The organism is Hominilimicola sp. (genome assembly GCF_046972485.1).
Lineage (GTDB): Bacteria > Bacillota > Clostridia > UBA1381 > UBA1381 > Hominilimicola > Hominilimicola fabiformis.
Map to the genome: position 1 here is coordinate 40,910 of NZ_JBKVWU010000005.1, position 12,992 is coordinate 53,901.

The 12,992-nt window shown below is 39.5% G+C and carries 15 protein-coding genes; 12 read left to right on the forward strand and 3 right to left on the reverse strand.

Features of this window, described 5'->3' with window-relative positions; genetic code table 11:
* The first annotated feature begins 7 nt into the window (after positions 1–7).
* The 10 genes from ACLTU0_RS01360 (at position 8) to araA (ending at position 8,255) form a co-directional block, all read left to right on the forward strand.
* Complete coding sequence (locus tag ACLTU0_RS01360) at positions 8–1,279, forward strand: L-aspartate oxidase (RefSeq protein ID WP_412321100.1); 1,272 nt, start codon at positions 8–10, stop codon at positions 1,277–1,279.
* Positions 1,272–2,123 (forward strand): carboxylating nicotinate-nucleotide diphosphorylase, encoded by an 852-nt coding sequence (gene nadC, locus ACLTU0_RS01365; protein WP_022229346.1) that lies wholly within the window; start codon positions 1,272–1,274, stop codon positions 2,121–2,123. Before ACLTU0_RS01360 ends, nadC begins: the two co-directional genes overlap by 8 nt.
* Positions 2,124–2,144: 21 nt before the next feature.
* Positions 2,145–2,657, forward strand: a complete 513-nt coding sequence (locus ACLTU0_RS01370) for a transcription repressor NadR (protein WP_022229347.1) — start codon at positions 2,145–2,147, stop codon at positions 2,655–2,657.
* 337 nt (positions 2,658–2,994) lie between these two features.
* Positions 2,995–3,210 (forward strand): hypothetical protein, encoded by a 216-nt coding sequence (locus ACLTU0_RS01375; protein WP_022229348.1) that lies wholly within the window; start codon positions 2,995–2,997, stop codon positions 3,208–3,210.
* Between the two features lie 137 nt (positions 3,211–3,347).
* Positions 3,348–3,539 (forward strand): sulfur carrier protein ThiS, encoded by a 192-nt coding sequence (thiS, locus tag ACLTU0_RS01380; protein ID WP_022229349.1) that lies wholly within the window; start codon positions 3,348–3,350, stop codon positions 3,537–3,539.
* A 3-nt stretch (positions 3,540–3,542) separates the two neighbouring features.
* The gene (gene thiF, locus ACLTU0_RS01385) at positions 3,543–4,175 is read left to right on the forward strand and encodes a sulfur carrier protein ThiS adenylyltransferase ThiF (protein WP_412321102.1); all 633 of its coding nucleotides are present in this window, start codon (positions 3,543–3,545) and stop codon (positions 4,173–4,175) included.
* A 3-nt stretch (positions 4,176–4,178) separates the two neighbouring features.
* Complete coding sequence (locus tag ACLTU0_RS01390) at positions 4,179–4,952, forward strand: thiazole synthase (RefSeq protein ID WP_117966978.1); 774 nt, start codon at positions 4,179–4,181, stop codon at positions 4,950–4,952.
* An 18-nt stretch (positions 4,953–4,970) separates the two neighbouring features.
* A complete protein-coding gene (gene thiH / locus ACLTU0_RS01395; RefSeq protein ID WP_412321104.1) occupies positions 4,971–6,122 on the forward strand; it encodes a 2-iminoacetate synthase ThiH in 1,152 nt (383 codons plus the stop codon).
* A complete protein-coding gene (locus ACLTU0_RS01400; RefSeq protein WP_412321106.1) occupies positions 6,115–6,696 on the forward strand; it encodes a thiamine phosphate synthase in 582 nt (193 codons plus the stop codon). The genes thiH and ACLTU0_RS01400 overlap by 8 nt, the downstream gene beginning before the upstream one ends.
* Before the next feature lie 80 nt (positions 6,697–6,776).
* Positions 6,777–8,255 carry an L-arabinose isomerase gene (gene araA, locus ACLTU0_RS01405; protein WP_412321108.1) on the forward strand — a complete coding sequence of 493 codons (1,479 nt, stop codon included), beginning with the start codon at positions 6,777–6,779 and terminating at the stop codon, positions 8,253–8,255.
* Between the two features lie 142 nt (positions 8,256–8,397).
* Here araA and ACLTU0_RS01410 read toward each other — a convergent pair whose 3' ends face one another.
* From ACLTU0_RS01410 to ACLTU0_RS01420, 3 genes are read right to left on the reverse strand one after another with little or no spacing between them, the layout of a single operon-like run.
* Complete coding sequence (locus tag ACLTU0_RS01410; protein ID WP_412321110.1) at positions 8,398–9,729, reverse strand: hypothetical protein; 1,332 nt, start codon at positions 9,727–9,729, stop codon at positions 8,398–8,400.
* Positions 9,704–10,930: a glutamate-cysteine ligase family protein gene (locus ACLTU0_RS01415; RefSeq protein WP_412321112.1), complete on the reverse strand. Its 1,227-nt coding sequence runs from the start codon at positions 10,928–10,930 to the stop codon at positions 9,704–9,706. Before ACLTU0_RS01415 ends, ACLTU0_RS01410 begins: the two co-directional genes overlap by 26 nt.
* An 11-nt stretch (positions 10,931–10,941) precedes the next feature.
* Positions 10,942–11,241 (reverse strand): putative quinol monooxygenase, encoded by a 300-nt coding sequence (locus tag ACLTU0_RS01420; RefSeq protein WP_022229355.1) that lies wholly within the window; start codon positions 11,239–11,241, stop codon positions 10,942–10,944.
* Between the two features lie 146 nt (positions 11,242–11,387).
* Between ACLTU0_RS01420 and ACLTU0_RS01425 the strand changes: the two genes are divergently transcribed.
* Positions 11,388–12,668 carry an aminotransferase class I/II-fold pyridoxal phosphate-dependent enzyme gene (locus tag ACLTU0_RS01425; protein ID WP_022229356.1) on the forward strand — a complete coding sequence of 427 codons (1,281 nt, stop codon included), beginning with the start codon at positions 11,388–11,390 and terminating at the stop codon, positions 12,666–12,668.
* A 4-nt stretch (positions 12,669–12,672) separates the two neighbouring features.
* Positions 12,673–12,992 (forward strand): CpXC domain-containing protein (locus tag ACLTU0_RS01430; RefSeq protein ID WP_412321114.1); only part of this gene is annotated, 320 nt, incomplete at its 3' end.

Consider the following 12,992-nt stretch of genomic DNA (forward strand, 5'->3'; position numbering starts at 1 on the left):
AATACATATGAAAACAGATATAGTCATCGTAGGAACAGGCGTTAGCGGACTTTATTGTGCGCTTAATCTTCCTCGTGATAAAAAAATAGTAATGGTGACAAAGGCTGACGATGATAAAAGCGATTCGTTTTTGGCACAGGGCGGAATATGCGTTTTGAAAGACGAAAACGATTATGACAGTTATTTTGAGGACACAATGCGTGCCGGTCACTATGAGAACAACAAAGAATCGGTTGATATAATGATTCGTTCGTCAAGGGACGTTATAAATGACCTTGTAGGATACGGAGTGCGTTTTGAAAAGGAAAACGGTGAATTTGCGTACACAAAAGAGGGCGCACACTCTACGTCAAGAATACTGTTTCACGAAGATATAACAGGTAAGGAAATTACATCACATCTTTTGACGGCGGTAAAGGAGCTTGACAACGTAACGATTATCGAAAACTTCACAATGGTTGATATAATCGAAGAAAATAATGAATGTTTCGGTATAATCGGTTACGGCAAGGACGGCAAATATATTGATATTCAAGCTGATTTTACAGTGTTTGCAACAGGCGGTATCGGCGGTCTTTACAAGCACTCGACAAATTACAGACACCTTACGGGTGATTCGCTTGCGATAGCGCTTAACCACAATATAAAACTTCAAAATATTGATTACATTCAAATACACCCGACAACGCTTTATTCAACAAAGAAAGGCAGAAGATTTCTTATTTCCGAATCTGTCAGAGGTGAGGGAGCGGTGCTTTTTAACTCACATATGGAACGATTTGTTGATGAACTTTTACCTCGTGACGTTGTCGCAAAGGCGATACAAGAGGAAATGAAAAAGGATAATAAGCCGTATGTATGGCTTTCTATGAAGCCTATTCCTACCGAAATGATAAAAAGCCATTTCCCAAATATATACAAGCATTGCCTTGAAGAAGGTTATGACGTTACAAAAGAATGTATTCCCGTTGTGCCGTCACAACATTATTTTATGGGTGGTATCGACGTTGATAAATACAGCAAGACGTCAATGGACAGATTGTACGCAGTCGGTGAAACGGCGTGCAACGGTGTTCACGGCAAAAATCGTCTTGCAAGCAATTCACTTCTTGAAAGTCTTGTTTTTGCAAAACGTGCGGCAAAACGTATGATTGAAACATACAGTAAGACAAGTGACAGAGAAGTTACGATAGATAAGGATTTATACAAGAATTACGAAGATAAGTACAAAGATGAAGTTCTTGAGGAGATAGAAAGGGAGAGAAAGAAACATGAATAATATAACAATGGCGCTTAATGCAGACGAGCTTATTTTGAGTGCGTTAAGAGAGGATATTACAAGCGAAGATATTACAACAAATTCGGTAATGCGTGAATATCAGCTTGGTGAAGTTGAGCTTATTTGTAAGCAGGACGGCGTTATCGCAGGACTTGACGTTTTTAAGAGAACATTTGAATTGCTTGACAGCAAAACAGAAGTTACTTTTACAAAAAAAGACGGAGATACCGTAAAGAACGGCGATAAAATCGGCGTTGTAAGAGGTGATATACGCGTGCTTCTTTCGGGCGAAAGAACGGCACTTAACTATCTCCAAAGAATGAGCGGTATTGCGACATATACACGTTCCATAGCCGACCTTTTAAAAGGCAGTAAAACAAAACTTCTTGATACAAGAAAAACTACACCGAATATGCGTGTATTTGAAAAATACGCGGTAAAAGTGGGCGGCGGATATAACCACAGATATAATCTGAGTGACGGAATACTTTTAAAGGACAATCATATCGGTGCCGCAGGCGGAGTTAAAGAGGCTGTACAAATGGCAAAGGAATATGCACCGTTTGTAAGAAAGATTGAAATTGAAGTTGAAAATCTTGATATGCTTAAAGAGGCGCTTGATGCAGGTGCGGATATAATAATGCTTGATAATATGAGCGTTGAAGATATGAAAGAGGCTGTTAAACTTGTCAGCGGAAAAGCTGAAACGGAGTGCAGCGGCAACGTGACAAAGGAAAATGTTGAAAGACTTGTTGATATAGGAGTTGACTATATTTCAAGCGGTGCGCTTACTCATTCGTCACCGATTCTTGATTTGTCATTAAAAAATCTTCACGCAATTTAAAGAAAGGTTGTGGGACTTAATATGAACGCAGTCGAAAGACGACAGGAAATTGTAAGACTTATAACCACAAATGATGAAGCAATGTCAGGAAGTATGCTTGCAAAAGAACTTGACGTTTCAAGACAGGTTATCGTACAGGATATAGCACTTTTAAAGGCGGCAGGATATGAAATTTTATCTACCAACAAGGGATATGTGATAAATGATGTGGCGGCACATACGAGAGTGTTTAAGGTATATCATACGAATGACCAAACGGAAGATGAGCTTACAACGATTGTCGATATAGGCGGAACGGTTGTTGATGTGTTTGTGTGGCACAGAGTTTACGGAAAAATCGAGGCTAAACTTAATGTCGCGTCAAGAAGAAATGTTCAGCAATGTATAGACGGACTTGTCAGCGGTAAATCATCGGCACTTATGAATATCACATCGGGGTATCACTATCATACAGTAAAAGCCGACAGTGAGGAAACACTTGACCTTATTGAAAAGGCACTTGCAAAGAAGAATTATCTTGCACCGGAAATATAAGATGTGAGCCTGTCGACAAAATGTCGACAGCTCCAAAAATCACATCTTGCGATGTGATTTTTGAGTGTTTTCAGAGAAAAAATCGTAAAGTTCCTCCAAAGTCGAAACTTTAGATTTTAAGCCATTTCTGCCGCACATGTCGGCAGAAATGATTTTTAATGAGGTTAGCTTTTTCAGTAGTTTTGCCTATGGCAAAACCGCTCTGCGAGCGTCGGATGTCTTTCCGATACGCCATCAAACACCCAAGAACAAAGTAGACAAAACCGTTACGGTTTTGTCTTAAAATATTTCTTTTTCGGTTATAATAAACTATAATGTAATCGAAAGGAGATAGCATATGTGTCACAGACAGATTAAAATAACAACGTATGACAGATTATTAAGGGCGTGGGAAAATTCTATGGAGGCGGTAAGAGATTTTCAAAGCTATGCCGATTTGACGGAGGACAACGACAAAGCAAAACAGGCTTTTTATGATTTTGCGGAAAACAGTGCAAAGCAAGCGGCAAAACTTCGTAATTTACTGCTTGAATACAAGAAAAGTAATGCTTGACAATATCATTGATTTGTGCTAAAATATCAAACAAAGTGAAACCTAAGGTTACACAAAGGGGTACACCACCTTACAGGGTGTAGTACTTCTTTGTGTAACCTTTTTTGTTTTTAAAATAAAAAAGGAGGTTGTTCTTTATGATTTATGTGAACGGTAAAGAAACGGAAAACTGCAAAAATCTTAGTGTCTTGCTTGAAAACAGCGGTTTCAGACGTGACAGAATAGCGGTTGAAATTAACGGCGAAATAATCAAAAAGTCTGATTATGATAAAACCGTTTTGAATGACGGTGATAAAATTGAAGTTGTGAGCTTTGTGGGAGGCGGTTGATTTATGATTACTTTTGAAGAATATGAAAATGCCTTAAAACAGCGTCACGGCGAAAGAATACATAATATATTAAGTCATTCGTCTGTTGCAATAGCCGGTCTTGGCGGACTCGGCTCAAATATTGCAATGTATCTTGCAAGAGCCGGTGTGGGACATTTGCACCTTGTGGATTTTGACAAAGTGGATATTACAAACCTGAACAGGCAACAGTACGATATAGCAGATTTGGGAACACTGAAAACAGACGCGCTTACAAAGAATATTAAAAGGTTTAATCCGTTTATCGAAATAATGTCGCAATGCGTTAAAGTAAACGAAGACAATGCCGCTGAAATATTCGGCGGATATAAAATAGTGTGTGAGGCTTTTGATAAGGCTGAAAACAAAGCAATGCTTGTAAACAGTATCTTGTCTGAATGTAGGGACACTAAAATTGTATCGGGTTCCGGTATGGCGGGTTTCGGCAGTTCAAACACGATTGTTACGCGAAAAATAAACGACAGATTTTATTTATGCGGGGACGCTGAAAGTGATATGAATGACGGACTTGCACTTGCCGCACCGAGAGTGGCAATATGTGCCGCACATGAGGCAAATATGATTTTAAGACTTTTAATAGGAGAGAAAGAGGTTTAATAAATGAACAAAGAAGATAAATTAATTTTAAACGGACACGAATTTACATCACGATTTATTTTGGGCTCGGGAAAGTATTCGCTTGAACTTATAAAAGCGGCGGTTGAAAATGCCGGAGCGGAGATTATAACTCTTGCCCTAAGACGTGCCGCAGGCGGTGACGTTGCGAATATACTTGATTACATACCAAAGGGCGTAACGCTTTTGCCGAATACCTCCGGTGCGAGAAATGCCGATGAGGCAGTAAGAATTGCAAGACTTGCAAGAGAAACAGGCTGCGGTGACTTTATAAAAATTGAGGCGATAAGGGACACTAAATATCTTTTGCCTGATAATTACGAAACTTTGAAAGCGACTGAAATTCTTGCGAAAGAAGGATTTGTTGTAATGCCGTATATGTATCCCGATTTGAATTTTGCGAGAGATTTACAAAATGCGGGTGCGGCTTGTATAATGCCATTAGGCTCACCGATAGGGTCAAACAAAGGACTTTGCACAAAGGAATTTATAAAAATTCTTATTGACGAAATCGATTTGCCGATTATTGTTGATGCAGGTATAGGCAGACCGTCACAGGCTTGTGAGGCAATGGAAATGGGCGCGGCGGCAGTTATGGCAAATACGGCGATTGCGACAGCTGGTGACGTGCCGAAAATGGCACAGGCATTCAAAAAAGCAATAGAGGCAGGACGTGAATCGTATCTTGCAGGCTTTGGTGATGTGGTTGAAAAGGGTGCGAGAGCGTCATCGCCGCTTACGGGATTTTTACACGATTAATTTTGAAAGGTTACGAAAATGAAAGAAAGAACAAATCATATGGAATATATGGAGGGTATGGAGGTTATCGACTCTACTCTGCTTGATGAAGTCATATCGGCAATGAATGCGTATGACTATGATAAATATACGGATAAAGACGTGAAAAATGCACTTTCTCACGATGTACTTACAACGGAAGACTTCGCGGCACTTCTTTCACCGGCGGCACTTAACCACCTTGAAGAAATGGCGCAAAGAGCACAAATTGAAACAAGGAAGCATTTCGGAAATTCCGTTTCGATGTTTACGCCTTTGTACATAGCAAATTACTGTGAAAACTATTGTATTTACTGCGGTTTTAACTGCTATAACAAAATTCGCCGAGCAAAACTTTCGGAAGAAGAAATTGAAAAGGAAATGCAGGAAATCGCGAAAACAGGCTTACAGGAAATTTTACTTTTGACAGGTGAAAGCCGAAAAATGTCAGACGTCGAATATATCGGCAATGCCTGTAAAATAGCAAAGAAATATTTTAAGGTTGTCGGTGTTGAGGTTTATCCGATGAACTCTGACGAATACGCACATCTGCACAAGTGCGGTGCAGATTTTGTGACGGTATTCCAAGAAACGTATAACAGCGACAAATACGAAACATTGCACCTTGAGGGACACAAAAGAATATTCCCGTATCGTTTCTATGCACAGGAAAGAGCGATACTCGGCGGTATGCGCGGTGTGGGATTTGCGGCACTTTTGGGATTGGACGATTTCAGAAAAGACGCTTTCGCAACCGGTATGCATGCATATTTGTTGCAGAAGAAATATCCGTATGCGGAAATTGCGTTTTCGTGTCCGCGTTTAAGACCGATTATAAATAACGACAAAATCAATCCGAAAGACGTACACGAACCACAGCTTTTGCAGGTAATATGTGCGTACAGAATATTTATGCCGTTTGCGAGCATAACAATTTCAACGCGTGAATGTGAGCGATTCAGAAATAATATTATTAATATTGCTGCTACAAAAATAAGTGCCGGAGTTGACGTTGGTATCGGCGGTCATTCGGGAGAGCAAAAGGGTGATGAACAATTTGAAATTTCAGACCCGAGAAACGTTGAAGAAGTGTATAAAGCGATTGAGGAGCAGGGCTTACAGCCGGTAATGAGTGATTATATCTATGTTTAATATTGTATGCGTGACGCACAGAAAACTTTGCGAAAACTTTTTTAAAAGAGTGGGGGAGCTTTATGAAAACAATGTTCCTGTAATACTCAGAGAAAAAGACTTGTCGGAAAGTGAATATGAAGAACTTGCAAAAAAAGTTATTGAAATTTGTCCGAACGTGATACTTCATTCATATATTAACGTTGCAAAAAAAATCGGCGTAAAGAGAATACATTTGCCTTTGCGTTTGATGAACGAAAATGCAGAGAAAGAATTTGAAACGGTCGGTGTATCTGTTCATTCGGCAGATGAGGCGGTGCTTGCAGAAAAAATGGGTGCAACGTATGTGACGGCAGGGCATATTTTTGCGACAGACTGCAAAAAAGGTCTTGAGCCGCGCGGCATAGAATTTTTGAAAAATGCAGTATCGTCCGTCGATATTGATGTTTACGGTATCGGCGGTATTTCGCCCGAAAATATCGGAAAAATACAGAATACCGGCGCAAAGGGCGGTTGTATAATGTCGGGATTTATGAAGTGCGATAATGTGAAAAAATATTTGGATGAAACATACAAAAACCTATTGAAAAAATAAACCGATTAATATATAATAAATATATAGTGTGAAATTTACACACAAAACAGAGTATTATGTATTTAAGGAGAGAGAAACCAATGAAATCAATTAAAGAATATGAATTTTGGTTTGTAACAGGAAGTCAACATCTTTACGGCCCTGAAACTTTGGAACAGGTTGCCAAGGATTCACAGGCTATGGTGGACGGTCTTAACGCGTCAGGCAAAATGCCTTGTAAGATTGTGTACAAGCCGACAGTGAAAACTCCGGCTGAAATTAAAAAAGTTTTCAAAGAGGCATCATATGATGATAAATGTGCCGGCGTAATTGCTTGGATGCACACATTCAGTCCGTCAAAGATGTGGATAAACGGTCTAAAGGACTTCAAAAAGCCTTACTGTCATTTCCATACACAGTTTAATCGTGAAATTCCTTGGAATGAAATCGATATGGACTTTATGAACCTTAACCAGTCTGCACACGGTGACAGAGAACACGGATTTATCGGTTCAAGACTTAGAATGGCGAGAAAGGTTATCGTAGGTTATTGGGAGGACGAAGAACCTCAGACAAAGCTTGCAAATTGGATGAGAAGTGCTTGCGGTTATGCAATCAGCCAAGAACTTAAAATGGTACGTTTCAGCGATAATATGCGCCAAGTTGCCGTTACAGAGGGTGATAAGGTTGAGGCTGAAATCAAGTTCGGTTGGGACGTTGAATACAGACCAATCGGCGATATTGTTGACATTTTGAATGAAGTTACAGAGGCTGAAATCGATGCAAAAATGGCTGAATATGAAAGCCGTTATACAATGGATACGGATAATATTGACGCTGTTCGTTATCAGGCGAAAGAAGAAGTCGCTATAAGAAAAATGTGTGAACAGTTTGATTACAGTGCATTCGTTACTCATTTTGATACATTGCACGGTCTTGACCAACTTCCGGGTCTTGCCGCACAGAATATGATGGCAGACGGTTACGGTTTCGGTGCTGAGGGTGACTGGAAAGTTGCCGCTATGGACGTTATAATGAAGTCAATGGCTGAGGGTATGACAGGCGGTACTGCATTTATGGAGGACTATACATACCATCTTGAAAAAGGTAATGAACATATTTTGGGTGCGCATATGCTTGAAGTTTGCCCGCTTGTTGCGGCAGATAAGCCGAAAATTCAGGTACATCCTCTTGGTATCGGCGGTAAGAGCGATCCTGCAAGACTTGTATTTGACTCAAAGAACGGTGACGCAATCGTTGCTTCGCTTGTTGATATGGGCGGCAGAATGCGTTTAATCGTAAATGATATTAAGGCTTGTAATCCGTTAAAGCCAATGCCTAAATTGCCTGTTGCGGGTGTAATGTGGAAACCGCTTCCGTCACTTGCTGTTTCGGCTGAATGTTGGATTAAAGCCGGCGGTGCTCATCACAGCGTTCTTTCATATGACGTTACTGCTGAAATGATGAAAGACTGGGCTGAAATGATGGGTATTGAATTCCTGCATATCGGTGAAAATACAACAGTTGAAGATTTTGAAAAAGAAATTTTCTGGAATGATATTGCTTATAAATTAAAGTAAATAACATTATAAAAGGCGAGCCGAACGGCTCGCCTCAGAATGTCGACAAATTGTCCGGAACTTTTTATATTTTAAAGTTTAATTTATAGCACACAAAAAATGCACAGGCAAGCCTACGGCTTGCCTGTGCATTTTTTGTGTGCTATTTTTCACTTACCACAATCGTCGGAAGTGACATTTCACTGTATTGAGTTGAAATAATGCTGTTTTTGGCAATTCTTGAATACAGACCGGCAAGTTTGCCGTTATACATGTACATACCCGTTATATTACTGTACTTTTTATATTTTGCATTTTCATCGTGGGTGATGTCGATATTCCAAGTTGCATATGGGGTACAGTATTCTTGAAGTAAGTAGTGATTATCAACGTTACTCAAAACTTCTTCTTTCCACGCGTGGTCACTCATACCCTCAACACCTGCATACACGCCTTTTGACGCGTACGAATCTTCAGGTTTTATGACCCATTTGTCCTTTGTATTAAGAACATCGTGTTTATCGATTTCTTCTTGTGTAAGTGACGCGGTGTACGGAATGTGATCTTTGACGTACTGCTTTTCTTTGTCGGTAAGGAATGCGGAAGTCATATCATCGTGAAGTACCTTAAACACGATTTTATTATGAATAACCTGTGTTTTAAAATCACCGATAAGGCATACATCATTATTTTCGGCAGCCTTTATAAACGGCTGAACTTTATCGTAATTACGCATAATATCGCAAGTCACCGCACGGCGGTAGATTGCATTGATTTGCTTGCCGCTTGGCGAAAGAAGTTTGCCGTTTTCGTATGAAAGGTCGGTTATTTCGCATATTTCACACGTTAAACCGCTGTCCTCAAATGCCTTTTGAAATGCGGTAAATTCACGGCTTATGTCACCGCCGAAAAAGTCGACTATTGCAATATGCGGATTTTCTACCGCTCTGTCGTATGTACGGTAAATATCCATAAATGCTTTAACCCATGAATTGAACAATTCATATGTTCTCACATTGTATTTTTCGGTAAACTTATCAAAAGTGCTTGTAAGACGAATGGCTTGGTTAAGCTCCTTATCCTCATTCATTGCACTTGAGCCGTCCGCGTTAAATTCGCAGAACTTAAATGAAAAATCGTCCTCATTAAAAAATATATCTATTCTTGCGATAGGCAAGGCACATTCATAGTGATTTGGACGAAGAATTAGCTTTTCCAATTTTTCGTCAAAACCGAAAAGCTTTCTGTATTCGGCATTAGTTTGATATTCATGAATAACTTTTTCAAGTATTTTGTACATACTTTCGGCGGCTTTTTTGAAGTATGCCGCCATTTCTTCCGTAAACATTTTCGGCATATAAAGCGTGTGTACAAAATAGCCGTGATAACGTGCCGTTGAAGTTTTGATATATTCCTGTTGCTTTTTTGCACTTTGCAGACTTTCCGCGAAATTATCGTCTACAAGTTTTTTATAAAATTCCTCTGCCTTTTGCAAGGTTAATCGTCTCCTTTAATGTTTGTTTGTTGTCTATAATCTGTTTAAGCGGAAGAAGATATTCTCTGTCGCTTGAATCAAGTGCGTTATATGCCGCACTGCACAATTTCATAGCCAACGTATGTGCATCGGTTCCGTAAACTTCGGCATTATAACCCTTTAATATTATATTGTTCTTTGCCTGAGTAATGGCACTTAGTGAAACATCAAGTGAAAAGTCAGACATAAAAATACCTTTGATAAGCGTTGCATAAGCTAAAACATACTTAATCGGCATACTGTCGGCAGGTCTGATTTCAATATACTTTTTAAGTCTTACGTCAGGGAAGAACATAGAAAGAAGATGCTCCGCTATGCTTTCGTCAATAGGAGTATCTTTGTAAATATCGCATATTTTTTTATCGGCGGTAAATTCTATATCGTCACCGTTTACAGTGAGTATAGCCGGTGAATTGTAAATGTATTCGGCATATTTCTTGAATGAAAAATCACTGTCAAGCACTGTCGGAACAATACCGCAACGGTCATTGTCAACATCATTCCAAATATATGTTCTCAACGTATTTCCCAAAAACGGCTTGCCCTCAAAAACAGGTGCGTTGTCGCATATAAGTGAAAGAATAGGGCTTATTATGTTTGCTTTTTTGAATTTTTGAACGCAGTCTTTTTCATTGGCGAAGTCAATAGATACCTGTGCAGACGCGGTACCGCGCATCATATTTATTCCGCGTGTGCCGACCGATTTAAAGTATTTGTTCATATATTCATAACGTTTTTTCGGGATAAGCGATATATCCTTTGCTTTGCTTTTAGGCATATAACCGAGTGTTGTAAGTCTGTATGAATATTTATCAAGTATCGGATTTATCACCGATAAAAATTCGCCGTAAATATTTTCAATCTCACAAATGTTTTCAGTCGGTTTTATACTGATTTCAATTTGTGCACCCGGTTCAAGAGTGATGTTGTATTTATCACACGAAAGACCGATAAGAAAACCCTCGCTGTAAACGTGTTTGGGGAAGTTTTGAGCAAGCTGTTCGATTATATTTTCAACACCGTTGATATACGGCACACAATCGCCGTTTTTGTCAATTACAAAATGCTCAAGCTCAACTCCGACTGCATTTGAATTACAGCCTTTTGAGCCATCGGCTATATAATTTGTAAGTACATTAATGTTATTATCGTAAATATCCATAAATCCCTCAATCAGCAGAATACAGACGGTACTTTTGTAAGCTGTTCGATTTGAACGTCACCATCTGTAAGCGGTTTGATGTCCTCAAGAAATTGAAGAAAATGCTTTGCATTGTTGTGCTGCTCTATTGCAGTGTCGTTAAGCCATTCTTCGATGAATGTAAACTTTGTTGCATCTTCTCTGCTTTGGTATATCTTGTACGCAAGATTGCCTTTTTCCTTGCGTGTATCACGCACTACATTGACAGCACATTTTTTGAATTCGTCAACACTGCCGTTAAGTACGTTGAATTTTGCTATTATAGTAATCATATTAATTTCAACTCCTTAATATAGATATTTTTATTATACCATATTAGTGCAATTTTTACAAGACCAATAAATAATGATTGACGGAAAAAATTATAAGTGATATAATTAATAGGTTAGTATAAAGCTTTGAAAGGACATATTTACTTATGGATAAGAATAAATTTATAAAAGATAATTTCGGTATATCGGACAAGACGCTTAAATTGGTAAGTGAGGCGGAGGAGAGTATCAAAGAGCAGTTTAAGCATATAGAGAATATTTGTGAAATAAATCAGCTTAGAGTTATGAAAGCGTTTGCGGACAATCGTGTATCTGACAGTCACTTTGTTGCTACGACAGGCTACGGTTATGACGATTTGGGCAGAGATACGCTTGACAGAGTATATGCGGATATTATGGGTGCGGAGGACGCACTTGTACGTCACAATTTCATATCTGGTACGCATACCATCTCAACCGCACTTTTTGCTGTTTTAAGACCGAATGATATACTTGTTTCGATAACAGGCAAGCCGTATGACACGCTTGAAGAAGTAATCGGAATACAAGGTGAGGCGGGTAACGGCTCACTTAAAGATTTCGGCGTAAAATATGTTCAGATTGATTTAAAGCATGACGGAACACCTGACCTTGAACAGATTAAATTTACTCTTACTCATATGAATGTAAAAGCCGTTACAATACAGCGTTCAAAGGGTTACGGCTGGCGTCCGACATACAGTGCAAAGGATATAGGCGCACTTATAGAATTTGTAAAGGAAATTTCGCCTGAAACTATTTGTATAGTTGACAACTGTTACGGTGAATTTGTCGAAACGGAAGAGCCTACCGCATACGGTGCAGACCTTATAGCAGGCTCACTTATAAAAAATCCGGGCGGCGGACTTGCTCCGACCGGCGGATATATTGCAGGTAAACAGAAGTATGTAGAGCTTTGCGCATACCGTCTTACTTCTGTCGGAATCGGCAAGGAGGCAGGTGCGTCACTCGGTTTTAACAGACAGATGTATCAAGGCTTGTTTATGGCACCGCACGTTGTGTCACAGGCTTTAAAAGCAGCAGTGCTTTGCTCGGCGGTATTTGAGAAACTCGGCTTTGAGGTTGACCCAAAACCTAACGAAATCAGACACGATATAATTCAATCAATAAAATTCGGTGATCCCGATAAAGTTACAGCATTTTGTCAGGGAATACAAAAAGGTGCACCGGTGGACAGCTTTGTTACACCTGAACCTTGGGATATGCCGGGATATTCGTCACAGGTAATTATGGCGGCAGGTGCGTTTGTACAGGGCGCGTCGATAGAATTATCGGCTGACGCACCTATAAAACCGCCGTACATTGCATATATGCAAGGCGGTTTGACATACGAAAGCGCAAAACTCGGAATAATGGTTGCTGCTGATAAAATGCTTAGAAAGGAATAAAAATATGAGTCTTAATTTAAAGCAAAATGTAAAATGCCCTAAGTGCAGTCAAATGAGTGAAGTTACTGTATGGAACTCGATTACGGTTAAGGACAGTGAAGATTTAAAGCATGACTTGCTTACGGGTAAGGTGAATATGTTCCGTTGTCCGTCTTGTTCGTACTCGGCACTTATGCCTACACCTATGCTTTATCACGATGAAGATAAGCGTCTTATGATTTCATTTTCACCGTGTGATGATGTTGTTTTGAAAAGTCAGCTTTTTGACAATGTTCAGAAATCGTCAAAAGAATCTGGCGAACTTGACAAACTTGAGGGGTATAA